At 70.7% G+C, this 16,547-nt stretch carries 17 protein-coding genes and 2 pseudogenes; 15 read left to right on the top strand and 4 right to left on the bottom strand.

The features are described 5' to 3' along the window. Positions 1-117: 117 nt before the first annotated feature. The 3 genes and pseudogenes from Q1K26_RS24360 to Q1K26_RS24350 all read right to left on the bottom strand — a co-directional run bounded on the left by Q1K26_RS24360 (position 118) and on the right by Q1K26_RS24350 (position 3,316). A pseudogene (locus tag Q1K26_RS24360) lies at positions 118-944 on the bottom strand (transposase family protein). Between the two features lie 370 nt (positions 945-1,314). Further along, positions 1,315-2,322 carry an amidohydrolase family protein gene (locus Q1K26_RS24355; RefSeq protein WP_300017597.1) on the bottom strand — a complete coding sequence of 336 codons (1,008 nt, stop codon included), beginning with the start codon at positions 2,320-2,322 and terminating at the stop codon, positions 1,315-1,317. Positions 2,323-2,353: 31 nt separating this feature from the next. Next, positions 2,354-3,316: a PDR/VanB family oxidoreductase gene (locus Q1K26_RS24350; RefSeq protein WP_300017594.1), complete on the bottom strand. Its 963-nt coding sequence runs from the start codon at positions 3,314-3,316 to the stop codon at positions 2,354-2,356. 144 nt (positions 3,317-3,460) lie between these two features. Between Q1K26_RS24350 and Q1K26_RS24345 the strand changes: the two genes are divergently transcribed. From Q1K26_RS24345 to Q1K26_RS24325, 5 genes are read left to right on the top strand one after another with little or no spacing between them, the layout of a single operon-like run. After that, complete coding sequence (locus Q1K26_RS24345) at positions 3,461-4,516, top strand: ABC transporter substrate-binding protein (protein WP_300017591.1); 1,056 nt, start codon at positions 3,461-3,463, stop codon at positions 4,514-4,516. Positions 4,517-4,560: 44 nt separating this feature from the next. Then, positions 4,561-5,496: an ABC transporter permease gene (locus Q1K26_RS24340; protein ID WP_300017588.1), complete on the top strand. Its 936-nt coding sequence runs from the start codon at positions 4,561-4,563 to the stop codon at positions 5,494-5,496. Continuing rightward, on the top strand, positions 5,493-6,329 hold the full coding sequence (locus Q1K26_RS24335) for an ABC transporter ATP-binding protein (RefSeq protein ID WP_300017585.1): 837 nt from the start codon (positions 5,493-5,495) through the stop codon (positions 6,327-6,329). Before Q1K26_RS24340 ends, Q1K26_RS24335 begins: the two co-directional genes overlap by 4 nt. Positions 6,330-6,338: 9 nt before the next feature. Then, a complete protein-coding gene (locus tag Q1K26_RS24330; RefSeq protein ID WP_300017582.1) occupies positions 6,339-7,274 on the top strand; it encodes a DMT family transporter in 936 nt (311 codons plus the stop codon). Positions 7,275-7,302: 28 nt separating this feature from the next. Then, the gene (locus tag Q1K26_RS24325) at positions 7,303-8,295 is read left to right on the top strand and encodes an ABC transporter substrate-binding protein (protein WP_300017579.1); all 993 of its coding nucleotides are present in this window, start codon (positions 7,303-7,305) and stop codon (positions 8,293-8,295) included. Between the two features lie 11 nt (positions 8,296-8,306). On the opposite strand, the gene Q1K26_RS24320 is transcribed toward Q1K26_RS24325, so the two are convergent. Further along, positions 8,307-8,903 carry a MarR family transcriptional regulator gene (locus tag Q1K26_RS24320; protein ID WP_300017576.1) on the bottom strand — a complete coding sequence of 199 codons (597 nt, stop codon included), beginning with the start codon at positions 8,901-8,903 and terminating at the stop codon, positions 8,307-8,309. 153 nt (positions 8,904-9,056) lie between these two features. Here Q1K26_RS24320 and Q1K26_RS24315 point away from each other — a divergent pair, with 153 nt between their 5' ends. From Q1K26_RS24315 to Q1K26_RS24275, 10 genes and pseudogenes are all read left to right on the top strand, one after another. Beyond that, a complete protein-coding gene (locus Q1K26_RS24315; RefSeq protein WP_300017573.1) occupies positions 9,057-10,124 on the top strand; it encodes an extradiol ring-cleavage dioxygenase in 1,068 nt (355 codons plus the stop codon). Next, positions 10,121-10,951 carry an alpha/beta fold hydrolase gene (locus Q1K26_RS24310; protein ID WP_300017570.1) on the top strand — a complete coding sequence of 277 codons (831 nt, stop codon included), beginning with the start codon at positions 10,121-10,123 and terminating at the stop codon, positions 10,949-10,951. The genes Q1K26_RS24315 and Q1K26_RS24310 overlap by 4 nt, the downstream gene beginning before the upstream one ends. 48 nt (positions 10,952-10,999) lie before the next feature. Further along, complete coding sequence (locus tag Q1K26_RS24305; RefSeq protein WP_300017567.1) at positions 11,000-12,253, top strand: Rieske 2Fe-2S domain-containing protein; 1,254 nt, start codon at positions 11,000-11,002, stop codon at positions 12,251-12,253. A gap of 38 nt (positions 12,254-12,291) precedes the next feature. Continuing rightward, positions 12,292-12,456 carry a hypothetical protein gene (locus Q1K26_RS24300; protein ID WP_300017564.1) on the top strand — a complete coding sequence of 55 codons (165 nt, stop codon included), beginning with the start codon at positions 12,292-12,294 and terminating at the stop codon, positions 12,454-12,456. Positions 12,457-12,479: 23 nt separating this feature from the next. Beyond that, positions 12,480-13,637, top strand: a complete 1,158-nt coding sequence (locus tag Q1K26_RS24295; protein WP_300017561.1) for a Gfo/Idh/MocA family oxidoreductase — start codon at positions 12,480-12,482, stop codon at positions 13,635-13,637. A gap of 95 nt (positions 13,638-13,732) precedes the next feature. Next, complete coding sequence (locus Q1K26_RS24290; RefSeq protein WP_300017558.1) at positions 13,733-14,455, top strand: IclR family transcriptional regulator; 723 nt, start codon at positions 13,733-13,735, stop codon at positions 14,453-14,455. Further along, a pseudogene (locus Q1K26_RS28905) lies at positions 14,397-14,936 on the top strand (fumarylacetoacetate hydrolase family protein); the annotation flags it as partial. The gene Q1K26_RS24290 and the pseudogene Q1K26_RS28905, both read left to right, overlap by 59 nt. A 142-nt stretch (positions 14,937-15,078) precedes the next feature. Then, complete coding sequence (locus Q1K26_RS28900; RefSeq protein ID WP_363320531.1) at positions 15,079-15,255, top strand: hypothetical protein; 177 nt, start codon at positions 15,079-15,081, stop codon at positions 15,253-15,255. Then, positions 15,255-16,019, top strand: coding sequence for a fumarylacetoacetate hydrolase family protein (locus Q1K26_RS24280; RefSeq protein WP_300017552.1), 765 nt, complete (start codon positions 15,255-15,257; stop codon positions 16,017-16,019). The genes Q1K26_RS28900 and Q1K26_RS24280 overlap by 1 nt, the downstream gene beginning before the upstream one ends. 15 nt (positions 16,020-16,034) lie before the next feature. After that, positions 16,035-16,238 carry a 2-hydroxymuconate tautomerase gene (locus tag Q1K26_RS24275; RefSeq protein ID WP_300017549.1) on the top strand — a complete coding sequence of 68 codons (204 nt, stop codon included), beginning with the start codon at positions 16,035-16,037 and terminating at the stop codon, positions 16,236-16,238. The last annotated feature ends 309 nt before the right edge of the window (positions 16,239-16,547 follow it).

Raw genomic sequence — 16,547 nt, 5'->3', positions numbered from 1 at the left:
AGCTACCGACCCCGCAAGAGACCCGGGCGCGCCGTCCCCACGGCCTCCACGACCACCAGCTAGGCTGTCCACAACGGACCAGACCTGGGGAATTACCTGATCACAGCCCCTGGGGAATTACCTGATCGCCCACACCAGAGCGGCGGCGGTGATCGCACCGATCCGCCAGGGACAGAAGCTGACCCGACGTAACGCCTTGAACGTGGTCTTGAGCAGGGAGTTCCCGCGCTCGGCCAGCGCCCGGGTCGCGGAGTGCAACGCGTTCACGGTGCGCTGTTCCACGCTCAACGCCGTCTTCTTCTTGCCCGGCGTCGAGGGCTTCTTGACGGGGCAGACCAGTCGGCCGTCCTCGCCGACGTAGCCCAGATCGGCCAGCACGACGTGCTCGGGGTCGGTCCACCGGTCGAGCTCGTCGAGCAGACCGGGGTGGGTGCGGGCGCAAGTGACGTCATGCTCACGACCGGGCCGGACCGGGGAGGTCCACAGTGGCCAGCCATCCGGTGCGGTCACGACCTGCACGTTTCCGCCGTGATGGTGGTGCTTGCCCGACCACCACAGCCAGGTGGCGCGGTCGGGCCGGCGGCCCTGCTGCGGTCGGTGCGGATCAGGGTGCCATCGAGCCCGACGTGGGGGTGTCCCGCGGAACGCGCCGCGAGCAGCGCCCCGTGCAGCCCGGGTGCGGCGGCGGCGAGCACGTCGATGCCCTCATGCAGGTACCGGTAGGCGGTGGAGCTACTGATCTGGTTGTCGGTGGCGAGCTGGGCGACGCGGGTGGCGTCGAGGAACCAGCGCAGCACCAGCACCGCGTGCCGCCACGACCCGAGAGCACGGCGGCCGCGGCGGGTCCGGCGCCGACGGCGTTCGGCATCGAGCAGGCCCGACAGGTACGCGGTAGTGGACTCCCCGATCGGGAGCGTGGCGGTGTAGCTGACAGGATCGGGCACGCAGGACCTCGGGCAGAGTCGATCTTTAGGCGGACCGCCTCTTCTACCGAGGTCCCGCACCCGAGCTGATCATCTCCGCCTCGTCGGCGTGTCACCGTCAGCCGCACTACTGGCAAAGGCTCACTGACCTCGGGGCACTGCGGGCCCGGGGCGTGCATCCCTTGTTGTTAATGCACCTGGCCGGGTCCGCGCGGGCAACCCGATGACGCTCCTCGCCGCGCGGCAATTGAACGAGAAGCATTGGGCGACAGCCAGCGGTGGAGGGTGGTGTGGTCGATCTGTGGTCAGCGGCTGTATCGTATCGCCGCTTGCCCCTGTCCGATGAGGGCGGAACCCGGGTTGAGGGCGCGGCACCGGCCCCGCCCTAGCCTCACCCAGCGACCAGCGCGCACGCGTTGCCTCGGCTGATCGCGGCGCGCAGGTCCGCATTCACCTCCTCAAGTACCGCGCCGGGCGGGGTCTCCCGGGCCGCGAAGGGGTAGTCGGTCCCCAGGAGCACGTGGTCGGGACCGAACCTTTCCACGGCGAGGTGCAGGCTGTGCACGTCGTAGGTCAGGGAGTCGCACCACAGGTCGCGAGCTCGCTCGCCCGGGGTGCCGCCCACATCGTGCTCCCGTCCGGCGAGCAGCTCACCGCGGTCCAATCGCGGTAGGACCGCCGGCAATGCGCCACCCCCGTGAGCCAGACAGAGGCGGATCCCGGGGCGTCGCCTGATCGGGCCGGTGATCAGCCCGGCGGCGGCGACGGCGGTCTCGGCGGGCATCCCCAGGCCGAAGCCGACGCCGAGGGCGGCCAGGCGCAGATCGAGCGTCAGGTCGACGGGATGCACGAGCACCATCGCCCGCCGGTCCGCGGCGGCGTCGAAGAAGGCGTCCAGCCGGGGGTCGGACAGCTCGGTGTCGCCGACCCGCGTCCCGATCTCCACGCCTAGGAAGCCGAGGTCGTCGACGCAGTGCGCGAGCTCGGCGACCGCCCGCTCCGGGTCCTGCAGCGGCACCGCACCGAGCGCAGCCAAGCGGTCGGGGGCCTGCCCGACGAGGTGGGCGAGGAACTCGTTCTGCGCGCGCGCGAGCAGGGCCGCCCCCTCGCGGGGCTCTCCGTGGCACAGGGTCACTGGGATCGGCGAGACGACCTGTGCCGCGACGCCCTCGGCGTCCATGTCCCGTAACCGCCGCTGTGCCGACCAGCAGCGTTCGTCGACCTCCCGGTAGACCCGTCCGTCCAGCAGGATCCGGGCCCGATCCTCGGCGACCAGCTCCACCTGCGGCCACCGCCCGGCGTGGGTTGCGCCCAGGTCGGGCAGCCGCGTGGGGATCGCATGGGTGTGGACGTCGACCAGACCGTCGTCGGCGGGCCATGCGGACGGGAAGCGGGACACGGGCGATCCTCCAGGGGACGGGGCAGTGTGGTCAGAGGTCGAGGACGAGCCGATCGCCCAGGCAGCGGGACACACAGGTCATCATCACCCCGCCCGCGAGGCGCTGCCGTCGGGTCAGGACGTGGTCGCGGTGGTCGGGCTCGCCGGCGAGCACGCCGACCTGACAGGAGCCGCAGATGCCCTCCTGGCAGTCGCTGGGCACCTCGATCCCGTTCCGCGCGAGGCACTCGAGCACGCTCGTCTCGGTGTCAACGGCGAGGGTCCGTCCGGAGCGGGCGAGCTCGACCAGGAACTCCCCCGCCGCGGCGCCGGGTTCGACCTCGGGCGCGGCGAAGCGCTCGACGCGCAGCACGTCCTCGCCGAGCAGTGCACAGCGCTGCTCCAGCGCGGCGAGCAACGGCTCCGGCCCGCAGCCGTAGACCAGCGCCCCGGCGCCGAGCTCCTCCAGACCTGCCAACGCGGCATCGAGGTCGAGCAGACCGCACTCGTCCTGGGGCACCACCTGCACGCGGTCCCCGTACCGGGCGAGCCGCTCCAGGAAGGCCATACCGCGCCGCGTTCGGCCGCCGTAGAGCAACCGCCACGGAACGCCGTCGCGCTCGGCGCGGTCGATCATTGGCAGGAACGGCGTGATCCCGATACCGCCCGCGATGAACAGATACCCCGGTCCGGGTTCCAGGACGAAGGTGTTGCGGGGCGCGCCGACCCCGACGCGCGCGCCAGGCCGCAGTGCCTCGTGCACGTAGCGCGATCCGCCCCGACCCGCGGGGTCGTGGAGCACCGCCACTGCGTACTGCCCACGGTCAGCGGTCGACCCGCAGAGCGAGTACTGCCGGACAAGGCCGTCTGCCAGCCGCAGGTCGACGTGTGCCCCGGGCTCCCACTCGGGCAGCTCCGCGCGGTCGAGACCGACCAGCCCGACCGAGATGATCCCGTCGGACTCGTAGGTCAGCTGACGGACCCGCAGGTCCATGCTGCTCCCGGTCGTACTCATCGGTCGCGTCTCCTCCTGCTCCATCCCTGCGTAAGACCGAGCAAGTATTACACGACCACGATACTCATGAGTTGTAACTTTCTTCTTGATGATAGTCAAAGGCCGTGATAGACACCTCACCAGACACGAGACGAAGGAGTCAGGATGTCGCTCATCTCCCGCTGGGGCCCCGGACGACTCCGCCGCGCCGCCGCAACTGTCACCGCTGTCGTCGCCGCCGTCGCCCTCGCGGGGTGCGGTACGGACGAGGGCGCGGACGGCAGGCTGGAGCTCAATATCGGGGTGCAGTCCCTGGTGCTGCAGACCTACTACCCGCAGCTCGCCGAGGAGCTGGGCTACTTCGAGGACGAGAACCTCGATGTCAACATCATCGTCGGCGAGAACACCGCCAACTCGGTGCAGGGTCTCATCGGCGGATCGATCGACGCCTACCTGGGAGGGCCGGAGGGCATCACCGCCACGCAGCAGGGTGCCGACCTGAAGTTCGTCGCCGCGGGCGCCAACCGGTCGATCTGGAACATCGTCGCCCGCCCCGGGACCACCTCGTTCGACCAGCTCGCCGGGCAACCGATCGGCGTCTCGGCCGTCCAGTCGATCAGCACCGTGACCATGCGCCAGGCGCTCGAGGCCAACGGCGTCGACGCCGCGTCCCTCGACTACATCGTCACCGGCGGCACGGCCAAGCGGTTCGCCGCGCTGCAGGCGGGCCAGGTCGCGGCCGTCCCGCTGGGCGTGCCGGTCAACTATCAGGCGGCCGAGACTGCGGGCTTCGTCGACATGGGCAACACCAACGCGATCGGCGCTCCGCCGATCGTCGCCGCCGTCGTCACGGTCGAGGGTGGCTGGGCCGCGGAGAACTCCGAGGCGCTCACCCGGTTCCTGCGCGCCTACCAGCGGGTGATCGACGACCTCTACGACCCGGCCATGACCCAGCGCCTGGTCGAGATCACCGCGGAGGGCCTGCAGATCGAGCCGCGCTACATGGAGCGCTCGATCCGCGACCTGTTCCTCGAGGGGCCCGAGGTCGGCCAGTCGATGCCCCAGGACGCCCACATCGACCCGGCCGGTCTCCAGGTCGCGGCCGACGCCTTCCTCGAGTTCGGCGCTCTCCAGCAACGGGTCGACCCCTCCCCGCTGGTCGACCACTCCTATCTGGAGGCCGCGCAGCGCAGCCTGACCGAGAACCCGCCGCAGCCGTGACCCCATCCACCGGCACCCCGCTCGAAGGGAAGGAAGCAGGACCCATGGACAGCGTCGACACGTCCGGCGGCTTGGTGGCCGCCCGCGAACTGGTGGCGACCCCGGTCGCCACCAGTGCCCAGGGAGCGGACACCCGCAGCGTTCCCGCCCGCATCCTCGGGCTGGGGCGACCTCCGACCGGTGCGCCGACGCCCGCCGACCGGCGCCGCACCGCCCGTCAGGTCTCGTTGCGCCGCGGGATCGTCTCGGTCGTCGCGGTGTTCGCGCTGTGGGAGATCGCGGTCCGCGTCTTCGAGCCCAGCACGGTGATCATCGTGGGTCCCTCGACGATCGTCGCGTCGTTCTGGGAGCTCAGCGTCAGTGGCGAGCTGTGGGAGCACTTCACGGTGAGCATGACGCAGTTCGCTCTGGGCTACCTGCTCGCCGTCGTGATCGCGATCCCGCTGGGGCTGTTCATGGGCGCCAGCCGGCGTGCCCACGACTACGGCGACCCCTGGCTCACCGCGCTCTACGCGACACCCAGCGTCGCCCTCGCGCCGCTGTTCGTCATCTGGCTCGGCTTCGGCAACGTCGCCCACGTCGCGATCATCGCGCTGGTGGCCTTCTTCCCGGTCATCATCAACACGATCGACGGCGTGCATGCCGTGGAGCGGGACCTGCGCGAGGTGGGCATCGCGTTCCGGGCCAGTCGCCGCGAGGTGTTCAGCCGGATCGACCTGCCCGGGTCACTGCCCTACATCTTCACGGGACTGCGACTCGCCCTGGCCAGGGCGCTGGTCGGCATCGTCGTCGCCGACCTCTTCGGCGCCCAGGCCGGCCTCGGCTACCTGATCCTCACCAGCTCCCAGCTGTTCCAGACCGGCAACGTGTTCGTCGGCGTTATCGTGCTGGCCGCGCTCGGGGTGGGCTTCACCGTGGGCCTGCGTGCACTGCAGAAGAAGCTCACTCCGTGGCAGATCGAGGTGAAGGGCAGCTCATGACGACCACCGACGGCAGCGGCGACGGAGTACTCGTCCGCGACGTGTGCAAGGAGTTCACCAGCCCGACGGGTGAGCCGTTGCGCGTGCTCGACAACGTCTCGATGGACGTCAGACCGGGCGAGTTCATCTCGATCGTCGGCCCCTCGGGCTGCGGCAAGACGACTCTGCTGAGGATCATCCAAGGCCTCGACGACGCCGACAGCGGCGTGGTCCGCGTCGCGGGCGCACTGCCCGGCCGAGGACCCACGGGCTTCGTCTTCCAACGCGCGTCGCTGTTCCCGTGGCGCACCGTCGAGCGCAACGTCGCGTTCGGTCTGGACCTGAGCGCCCTCAAGGGCGAGCCCGACCACCCCACGACGAAGGAGGCCCGCCGCGAGCGGGTGGCCGAGCTGCTCCGGCTCACCGGCCTGGCCGACTTCGCCGAGTACTACCCCACCCAGATCTCCGGCGGCATGCAGCAGCGCGCCAACCTGGCGCGGGCGCTCGCGATCCAACCCTCGGTGCTGCTCATGGACGAGCCGTTCAGCGCGCTCGACGCCCAGACCCGGGAGAAGCTGCAGCGCGACCTGCAGCGGGTCGTCGCCGAAACCGCGACCACGACCATTTTCATCACCCACGACATCCGCGAGGCGGTCTTCCAGGCCGATCGGGTGTTCGTGATGGGGGCGCGGCCGGGCCGGTTCGTCAAGGTCTACGAGGTCGACGAGCCGCGACCGAGGCGCGCGGAGTTCCAGCAGAGCGACCGGCTCGCCGAGCTGGCGCGCGAGATCTGGGGCCTGCTGCACCACCCGAAGTCCGAGGCCGTGCTGGCTGCCGCGAGGCCCACGTCATGACCGACTGCCGTGGGTGAGGCGCTAGCCCTGCTCGCGCTCCTGCTGTTCAGCACGAACGTCCTGGTGGTGAAGATCGCCTCTCCCCGGCTGGGGCAGGACGTCGGTTTCCTCCTCGCGCTGGGCAGCAACGTGGTGTTCGCCGCGCTGCTGTTCGCCGGCGAGCGGTGGGTGCGCCCGGACCCGTTCGTCATCGAGTGGGACGCCTTCGCGGCCTTCGCGATCGGGGGCCTGTTCACCGCGTACCTCGGGCGGCGACTGTTCTTCCGCTCGGTCCAGACCGTCGGGCCATCGCGGGCGAGCGCCCTGCAGATCACCAACCCGGTTTTCGCCGCGCTCATCGGCTGGGTTGTCCTGGACGAGTCCCTCGGACCGGCCGGGGCGCTGTTCGTCCTGCTCGTCATCGGCGGGCTGTACCTGACCTCGCGGATGCCAGCGCGGGTCCCGGTCCCGGCGCCGGCGGGCAGCGGCGATGTCCCGCCCGTCGACAGCGCGCCCTCCCGCGCCGCGCTGCCGCACCGCGAGATCGTCATCGCGCTGGTCGGCGCGCTGTCCTACGCCGTCGGGAACGTCATCCGCAGCAGCGCGGTCCGCGACTGGGACCAGGCGGTGTTCGGCGGCCTGCTGGGCGCGACGTGCGCCACCGTGGTCTACCTGGTGGTGCACACCGACATCCCCCGGCTGGCGCAGCGCCTGCGCACCGCCCCGCACTCCGGTCTATGGCTGTGGGGGCTCTCCGGCGTCCTGACGATCTCCGCACAGATCTCGCTCATCGCGTCCACCCGCACCATCCCCGTCGCCGTCGGGGTGGTGGTGGCCGCGGCCATCCCGCTCATCGTCGTCCCGGCCGGCGCACTGCTGTTCGGCAACACCGAGGGCGTCACCGCCCGCACCGTCGCGGGGATCGTCCTGATCTTCGGCGGCGTCGTCGGACTCATCCTGACCTGACGAAAGTCGCTCTCCACCGGAGGTACGCGTGACTAGAGATGTCCCCCTCACCTACGCCGGAGCCGTCTACGACCGGACGCGCCCGCTCTACGACGGGTCGGTCCGACCCGAGGGCGTGGACCTCCGCTACCTCGAGACCGGCATCGAGGAGCTGTTCTGGCGGCAGGGCCGCTACCACGAGTTCGACGCCGCCGAGTTCTCCTTCGGCGCGTACCTCGCCGCCGCCGAGCGGCCCGACCGGCCCTTCGACGCGATCCCGGTCTTTCCCTCCCGCGCGTTCCGACACTCCGCGCTCTACGTGCGGGCCGACTCCGAGATCGAGAAGCCCGAGCAGCTGAGCGGACGCACGATCGGCACCCCGGAGTGGAGCATGACCGCCTCACTGTGGATGCGCGGCATCCTCGGCGAGCACTACGGCGTCGACCTCCAGTCGGTGCAGTGGCGCACCGGCGGCCTGGAGGAGCCCGGCCGGCAGGAGAAGTCACCGGTCGTCCCGCCCGACCGCTTCGACGTCGGCCCGCTGCCGGAGGGCACCACGCTCACCGGGGACCTCCTCGACGGTTCCCTGGACGCGGTGCTCACCGCCCGCCCGCCGCGGGCGTTCCTGGCGGGCGACCCCCGCATCCGCCGGCTGTTCCCCGACTTCCGCACCGCGGAGCTGGAGTACCACCGGGCCACCGGCATCGTGCCGATCATGCACGTGGTCGTGGTCAAACGCGACGTCCTGGAGCGCCACCCGTGGGTCGCCAACAACCTGCGCCACGCCTTCGAGCTGGCCCGGCAGCCGGCGACGGCGCAGCTGCGGGACACCGCCGTGTGCACGTCGTCGCTGGTGTGGGAGTCGGCGTACGCCGAACAGGAGAGGTCGCTGCTGGGCGACCCGTTCGCCTACGGGGTGGACGGCAACCGGGCCACGCTGGACGCGGTGCTGCGCTACGCCGCCGAGCAGGGGTTCACGTCGCGACCGCTCGAGCTCGCCGAGGTGTTCCTGCCCGGCACCCTGACCGACGCGAAGGTCTGAGCGGCGGTCGGTCAGGCGCCGGCGCCGCCCGGCTGGTCGGTGCCCGCACCGGCCAGGGCCGTCGCCTTCCCGTTGGACGCCTGGCCGTCGGACGCACCGGCCTCGGCGTCCAGCACCGACTGCGCGAGCCCGTCCAGGAGCTTGGTGAGCTGGGTGCGCTGCCGCGCGCTCAGCCCCCCGGTGATGGTCTCGAGGAACCGCCAGTGCTCCGGGAGGAATCCCGCGAGGAACTCCCTGCCCGAGCGGCTGACCCCCACGAGGAACGACCGGCGGTCGTCGGGGTTCAGCTCGCGAGCCACGAGGTCGCGCTTGACCAGGCCGTCCACGAGGTTGGTGAGGTTCGCCGGGCGCACCGACACGGCCTGCGCCAGATCCCCCATCGTCATGACGGCGTCGGCCCGGCGCAGCACGCTCAGCACGTTGAACTGCGCGAGGTTCAACCCGTGCGGAGCGAGCTCCGCGGCGTGCGCACGGTCAAACACCGCCATCGTGCGATACAGCGTCATCGCGAGGCTGAGGACCGACGGATCGAAGTCCGGCCCGAACTGGGACGCCGTACGCGCCACCTGCTCCCTGACCGAACTCCCCGCGTCACCGACCGCACGCATCGCACCCCTCCTGCACCCTCACCGGACATCACGGAGCGTATCACCGCGTGTTGAGACTTTCCCGGTGGGTGATACTACATCTTGACGATAGTTTCCGACTATGACTAACGTTCGACTGGGCGACCGACTCGCGGCCGCCGGAGGGAGGACCCCGTGGCCGAGGTACTGGGGATCGGGTTGTCGCACTACCCGCCGTTCAGCGGGACCGACGACGACATGGCCGGCATCCTGCGCCGCACCTTGGCGGACCCCGCCATCCCGGCGGCGGAGAAGGACCCGGCCAACTGGTCGGAGCTGATGCGCCGCGAGTGGGGCACCGACGAGGGCCGCTCCAGCGCCGCTCAGCACCGAGCCGCGCTGGTGAAGGGCTTCGAGCGGACGCGCCAAGCGCTCGACGATTTCGCCCCCGACGTCGTGGTGATCTGGGGCGACGACCAGTACGAGAACTTCCGCGAGGACATCATCCCGCCCTACGCGGTCCTCGCCTACGACGACATCGACGTGCGGCCCTGGGCGCACGCCGCCGACTCGTCGGACATGAAGGGCCGCGCCAACGTCTGGAACGAGGGCCCGGAGCGGTCCTTCACCGTCCGCGGCGCACCTGACGTCGGCCGCTACCTGGCCACCAAGCTGCTCGAGCGCGGCGTCGACATGCCGTATGCCTACACGCGGCTGCACCACCCGAGCCTGCCGCACGCGTTCCTCAACGCGATCCTCTACCTCGACTACCACCGCGACGGCTTCGACTACCCGGTCCTGTCGTTCCCGATCAACTGCTACGGCCGGCGCGTGGTCAGCTACAAGGGCTTCGTGAGCGCGTTCGGCGACGTCCGCGAGCTCGACCCGCCGTCACCGCAGCCCTCGCGGCTGTTCGACATCGGCGCACAGGTGGCCGAGGTGTTCGCCGAGTCACCCTGGCGCGTCGCGCTGGTCGCGTCGTCGAGCTGGTCGCACGCCTTCATCACCGACAAGACCTGGCGGCTGCGCCCCGACACCGAGAGCGACCGACGCCTCTACGACAGCCTCGCCCACGGCGACGTCGACGCCTGGCGATCGGTCCCGCTGCCCGACATCGAGGACGCCGGCCAACAGGAGCTGCTCAACTGGTTCCCCCTGCTGGGCGCGATGAAGCACCTGGGCCGCACCACCCCGACCTGGTCGGAGTTCATCCAGACCGAGGTGTTCAACTCGAACAAGGTCTTCGCGACCTACGAGCCGTGAGCGCCCCGATGACGGCGGGGCCCGCGCAGGCCCACGTCGAGCACGACGGCTTCCACACCGCGTACCACGACGTCGGTGCCGGCCCGCCCGTGCTGCTCGTGCACGGCTCGGGCCCGGGGGTCTCCGCGCTGGCCAACTGGCGCGGGACCCTGGCCTCGCCGCTCGCCGACGACCACCGGCTGATCGCGCCGGACGTCGCGGGCTTCGGCCGGACGCAGACCGCGTACGAGCTCACCCACGAGACACGCGTCCGCCACCTCGTCGGGTTCCTCGACGCGCTCGGGCTCGACCGGGTCGACGTCGTCGGCAACTCCATGGGAGGAGCCCTGGCCCTGGCGTTGGCCCACCGGCACCCCGATCGCGTGCGACGCATGGTGTTGATGGGCACCGTCGGCATCGCGTTCCCGATCCCCGACGGGCTGGACCGGGTGTGGGGCTACGAACCGTCGCTCGAAGCCATGGCCGAGCTCGTCGGGCTCTTCGCGCACGACCGCGACGTCGTGGGACCTGACCTGGTCCGGCTGCGTTACGAGGCGAGCATCGCGCCCGGTGTGCACGAGCGCTACGCCGCGGCGTTCGCCGCGCCCCGGCAACGGCACGTCGACGAGATGGCGTTGTCCGAGGACGACCTGCGCGGTATCGGCACACCCGTCCGGCTGCTGCACGGGGCCGAGGACCGCGTCATCCCGCTGGAGGCCACGAGCCTGCGACTCGTACGCCTGCTCCCCCGCGCCGACCTCGTAGTTTTCAGCCGGTGCGGGCACTGGACCCAGATCGAGCGGGCGACCGACTTCGTCCGAGAGGTCGCATCGTTCTTCACCGACTGACCGCCACACCGCCACGCACGGAAGCTGACACGAAGGAGTGAGGCCGATATGTTGTCGCCCGCGCTGAACGAACGCCTGACCCAGGTGGGACCCGGTACCCCGATGGGCACGCTGCTGCGCCGGTACTGGTACCCGGTGGCGGCGGTGTCCGAGCTGGGCCGCACCCCCATCGCGCGTCGCCTGCTCGGTGAGGACATCGTCATCTACCGCGACGGCACCGGGGCACTGGGCTGCATCGAGGCGCAGTGTCCGCACCGCCGCGCGTCACTGCAGTACGCCGTGGTGGAGGACGAGGGGATCCGCTGCGGCTACCACGGCTGGCACTTCGGCCGTGACGGCCGCTGCCTGGACCAGCCGGCCGAGCCCGCAGACAGCACGTTCAAGGACCGCGTCCGGGCGATGACCTACCAGGTCGAGGAGCTCGGCGGCTTGATCTTCGTCTACATGGGTCCCGCCCCGACGCCGCTGCTGCCGCACTTCGACCTGTTCGTGTGGGACAACTGCCTGCGCGACATCGGACACGCCACACTGCCGATGAGCTGGCTGCAGGTCATGGAGAACTCCGTGGACCCGCACCACGTCGAGTGGCTGCACGGGCACTACATGAACTTCGTGCGGGAGCTGTCCGGCGACCCGCGCGCCAAGATCCTAGCCCGCAAGCACGAGAAGGTGGCGTTCGACCTCTTCGAGTACGGCATCATCAAGCGCCGGATCCTGCAGGGAATGACCGAGGACGACGACGACTGGAAGATCGGCCACCCGCTGGTATTCCCCGCGATGCTGCGCGTCGGCGGGGGCGGGCACTTCCAGTTCCAGATCCGGGTGCCGATCGACGACACCCACACCTCGCACTTCTGGTACTCGGTCTACAAGCCCGACGGCGAGTACACCGTCGAGCCCCAGGAGTCGATCCCGCTGTTCGAGGTGCCCTTCCGCGACGACGAGGGCAACTTCCTCGTCGACTTCGTCGACGGGCAGGACATCATGGCCTGGTCCAGCCAGGGTGCGATCGCCGACCGCAGCCGCGAGCACCTCGGCAAGTCCGACATCGGGGTCGTCATGCTGCGCAGGCTGTTCCAGGAACAGCTCGACGTCGTGGAGGAGGGCGAGGATCCCCTCGGCGTCGTCCGCGACGGGTCGGTCAACGACTGCATCGTGCTGCCCCAGGAGAAGAAGAAGTTCGGGTCCGGCGGCGCCTTCCGCTCGGAGTTCCTCACGATGGGCCAGGGCCGCTACAGCCCCATCGCCGAGGAGGTGCTGGCCTTGTTCGAGCGGGTCGAGCAGCAGGGCGCCTCGGTGTGACGGCACAGACCGGCGCGCGGAGCGGCAGTCGGCCACCGGTGGCTTTCTGCCCGCACTGCGGGCGATCGCTCAACCACCAGGCGTTCGTGCAGGAGTACTGGACCGGGCAGTCACGGGTGTTCCACCTGTGGTGCCGGGCCTGCCGGTTCACCGCGGACGTCGTCCCGACCGAGCGGATGCTCGGTCACGAGCCGGCGCACTGATGGGCCGGCCACAGTCGGGCCCGTTGCGACTGGGGCTCGCCGGCCTCGGGGTGGCAGGCGACGTCTTGGTCCCGTTCGTCGAGCGGCATCCCGACTACGTCGTCGCCGCGGGAGCCGACCCGGCCGCCGCGGCCCGGCAGGCGTTCGCTGGCGCGGGGCGGGAGGTGTTCACCTCCGTCGAGGAGATGTGCGCGTCGGGGGCGGTCGACGTCGTTTACGTCGCGACGCCGACCCCGATGCACGCCGAGCACACCGTCACGGCGCTGCGCACCGGACACCACGTGATCGTCGAGAAGCCGATGGCGGTGTCAGTGGAGTCGGCCGAGGCGATGGTCGCCGCCGCCGAGGACGCGGGCCGTGTCCTCGTCGTCGGCCACTCGCAGAGCTTCGAGGCGCCGGTGCGCGCGATGCGACGGATCGTGGCGTCCGGGGAGCTCGGACCGCTGCGGGCGATCAACGCCTGGTACTACACCGACTGGATGTTCCGTCCCCGGGCCGCGGACGAGCTGGACCCGACCAAGGGCGGCGGGGTGCCGCTGCGCCAGGGTGCGCACCACGTCGACATCGTCCGCTACCTGGGCGGCGGTCTGCTGCGCAGCGTTCGCGGCCGCGTCGGAGCGTGGGACCCGCGGCGGCCGGGCGAGGGCGCCTACACCGCGTACCTGGAGTTCGACGACGGCACTCCGGCGACCGTCGTCTACAGCGGCTACGACCACTTCCCCAGCACCGAGCTCACGTTCTCCCTGGGCGAGGCCGGGCAGCCGATGGAGGGCTACGCGGTGGCCCGACGCCGGTTGGCCGCCGCCGCGGGCACGGCCGAGGAGGTGGTGAAACGCGGGACCGCGGCCGCACCCAGCAGGCAGCGCGAGCTGCTGAGCGGCGGGAGTGCGCAGCCCTTCTTCGGGCTCGTCGTCCTCAGCTGCGAGCGCGGCGACGTCCGCGTTGCCCCCGACGGCCTGCGGGTGTACGGCGACGAGCGCACCGAGGAGGTGTCGCTCGTCGGCGAACCGGTGGGGCGCACGACGATGCTGACGGAGCTGGCCGACGCCGTCCTGCGGGCGGCCCCGGTCGTGCACGGAGGCCGGTGGGGCCTGGCCAACCTCGAGGTGTGCGTTGCGCTGGTCGAGTCCTCCCGCACGCGGTCCGAGGTCCGGCTGCGCCGACAGACCGCCCTGCGCTGATGACGACCGCACCCTCGACCCGTCCGTCGCGCCGGGACCCGGCTCCGGCGGGCCACCGGTCCGAATCACCGCCGGGAACGGGACCCGAACGCGTCGTGGCCGTCCTCGACGCGTTCCGCACCAGCGGGTGCGACGTCCTGGGCGTCACCGAGCTGGCCCGGCACACCGCACTGCCGAAGACCACGGTGCACCGACTCGCCGCCCGACTCGTCGCCACGGGCATGCTCGAGCGCCAGGGGTCCGCGTTCCGGCTCGGGCTGAGGCTCTTCGAGCTCGGTGCGCTCGTGCCTCGCCAGCGGATCCTGCGTGACGCTGCGCAGACCGTGATGGCCGACCTACGCCAGTCGACCCGCCACACCGCCCACCTCGCGATCCGCGACGGAGCCGACGTCATGTACGTCGAGATCCTCTACGGCGCCGATGCCCCCGCGACGCCCGTCCACGTCGGCGGTCGGTGGCCGCTGCACGCAACGGCTGTCGGGAAGGCGATCCTCGCCTTCAGCTCGCGCGACGACGTCGACGCGGTCCTGCGTACGGATCTGGCACGGGTCAGCCGGCGCACGGTCAGCGCTCCTGGTCTGCTCGGCGCGGAGATGGCCACCATCCGGCGGACCGGCTGTGCGTTCGACCGGGAGGAGTCACAGGCAGGCCTGGTCTGCGTGGCCAGCCCCATCTTCGACGCGCATGGTGTCGTCGCGGGCCTCTCACTAGCCGGTTGGAGCGCCAGGATGAGGCTGGCACGAGCAGCCGGGGCCGTGCATGAGGCGGCAGCGGTGCTGTCCCGCCAGCTCGACCACCGACTACCGACCATACCATGAGGAGTCAGCAATGCCCGTGACGAACCCACCGGCGCAGGCCAGGGCGCTCTACGACGCCAGACGAACCCGGATGCCGATTGCCCCGTTCACCGACGCCGACCCGAGCCTGGGAATGGCCGACGGCTACGCGGTGCAGGAGGAGCTCATCGCGCTGTTGCTCGCCGACGGCGATCGCGTGATCGGGCACAAGGTCGGGCTGACCTCGAAGCCAATGCAGAAGATGGTGGGCGTCGACTCCCCCGACTACGGGCCCGTCCTCGCCTCCACTGTGTACCGCGACGGCGACACGATCCCGCTCGACCGGTTCATCCAACCCAAGATCGAGGCCGAGATCGTCTTCGTGCTCGGCAGGCGGCTGCAGGGGCCCGGCGTAACGGTGACGGAAGCACACGGCGCGATCGCCGGTGCGGTGGCGGCGATGGAGATCGTCGACTCACGGATCGAGGGTTGGCGGATCAAGCTCGCCGACACCGTTGCCGACCTCGCATCCAACGGCGCAATGGCGATATCGAGCCGGATCGTGCCGCTCGACGGGCTCGATGCCCGGCTGATCGGCATGACGCTGACCCGCAAATGGCGAGCTGATCGACACCGGCGCCGGCGCCGCGGCGCTCGGCGACCCGGTGGCCGTCGTCGCCTGGCTCGCCAACGTGCTCGGCAAGAACGATGTCGCACTCGAACCCGGCCACCTAATCATGACCGGCGCGCTGCACGCCGCCGTGCCGATGACTGTCGGTGACGTCTTCCGTGCCGAGTTCGACCGGCTCGGCCCCGTCACCGTTCGGGTAGGAGCCTCCTGATGGCCGTGAACACCACCGAGCTGGCCGCTCGTCTCTCCAAGGCCGTCGCGGACCGCACCGCGATCGACCAGCTCTCAGATGACAACCCGGGCCTGGACCTGGCCGCCGGCTATTCCGTGCAACGGCTACTACGCGAGGACGCCGGGCCGCTGGCGGGCTGGAAGCTGGGCGTCACAAGTCGCGCCAAGCAGGCGCAGGTCGGGGTCAGCAGCCCGATCTATGGCTTTCTCGCCGGGGTGAACGCGCTCGACCTCGGCGAACCGCTGGACACCTCGACGCTCATCCAGCCGCGCTGCGAGCCGGAGATCGTGTTCGTCATTGGCCGCGACTTGTCCGGCCCGCATGTCACCGCGGCCGACGTGATCGCGGCATCGTCCGGGGTGGCGGTTGGCATCGAGGTGCTCGATTCCCGCTACCGCGACTACCGGTTCACGATGGCCGACGTCGTCGCCGACAACACTTCGGCGGGGCGGTTCGTGGTCGGCACCCCGGTGCCACCTGTGGGCATCGACCTGCGGCTGGTCGGCGTGGTCCTGGAGAAGAACGGGGAGCTCGTCGCCACCGCGTCCGGGGCGGCGTCGCTCGGGCACCCGGCCGCCGCGGTGGCGTGGATGGTCCGCACGATGAACGCCGACGGTGAAGGCCTGTGCGCGGGCGAGGTCGTGCTCTCGGGCGGGCTCACTGCGGCCGTCCCCGTCGCTCCTGACGACGTCGTGGTCGCCTCGATCGACCGGCTCGGCACCGTCGAGCTCGGCTGCCGCTGAGAAAGGGGGAACGTCATGCCACTGGTGCAGATCACACTCGCCCGAGGGCGTACACCGGAGCAGCTGGCCACGCTCGGTGCAGCGGTCACCGCTGCCGTCGAGGAGTCCATCGGCGCCCCCCGCGAGGCCGTGCGGGTGGTGCTGCGGGAATCCGAACCAGAACACTGGTTCGTCGGCGGAGAGTCGCTCGCTGCGCTGCGGATCGCGGGGAAGCGATGACACGCAGGCAGCAGCGAACCCGCGACGAGCACAGACCGGCAAGGGCGGGCCGGCGGTGTTCCGATGACCAGAACGCTATGGTTCCGGTCCGTCGGTCCCCGGTGCCACTCTCGCCATCATGAGGACTATCGCCGCCATCGTCGGGCCGGGCAACATCGGCACCGATCTGTCCTGCGTTCCGCGTAATTCAGGTGGCCTAGAGGCCATGATCTAGGGCATGACCTGGGGATACGCGTAGAGACACGCCGGAGAGGCGTGTCTCTAGGTGGTGGTGTTGGTGCTTGTCAGCGGCTCGGGGGCGTGAGTTCG

It is taken from the genome of Pseudonocardia sp. (assembly GCF_029263155.1).
Classification (GTDB): Bacteria; Actinomycetota; Actinomycetes; order Mycobacteriales; family Pseudonocardiaceae; genus Pseudonocardia.
This window is presented reverse-complemented; position numbering and strand designations above follow the sequence as displayed.

What these genes read in the sequence shown, in the direction of transcription:
- Q1K26_RS24350 (WP_300017594.1), bottom strand. Translation starts at nt 3,316, where the DNA reads ATGAGTACGACCGGGAGCAGCATGGACCTGCGGGTCCGTCAGCTGACC.
- Q1K26_RS24345 (WP_300017591.1), top strand. Translation starts at nt 3,461, where the DNA reads ATGTCGCTCATCTCCCGCTGGGGCCCCGGACGACTCCGCCGCGCCGCC.
- Q1K26_RS24340 (WP_300017588.1), top strand. Translation starts at nt 4,561, where the DNA reads ATGGACAGCGTCGACACGTCCGGCGGCTTGGTGGCCGCCCGCGAACTG.
- Q1K26_RS24335 (WP_300017585.1), top strand. Translation starts at nt 5,493, where the DNA reads ATGACGACCACCGACGGCAGCGGCGACGGAGTACTCGTCCGCGACGTG.
- Q1K26_RS24320 (WP_300017576.1), bottom strand. Translation starts at nt 8,903, where the DNA reads ATGCGTGCGGTCGGTGACGCGGGGAGTTCGGTCAGGGAGCAGGTGGCG.
- Q1K26_RS24305 (WP_300017567.1), top strand. Translation starts at nt 11,000, where the DNA reads ATGTTGTCGCCCGCGCTGAACGAACGCCTGACCCAGGTGGGACCCGGT.
- Q1K26_RS24280 (WP_300017552.1), top strand. Translation starts at nt 15,255, where the DNA reads ATGGCCGTGAACACCACCGAGCTGGCCGCTCGTCTCTCCAAGGCCGTC.
- Q1K26_RS24275 (WP_300017549.1), top strand. Translation starts at nt 16,035, where the DNA reads ATGCCACTGGTGCAGATCACACTCGCCCGAGGGCGTACACCGGAGCAG.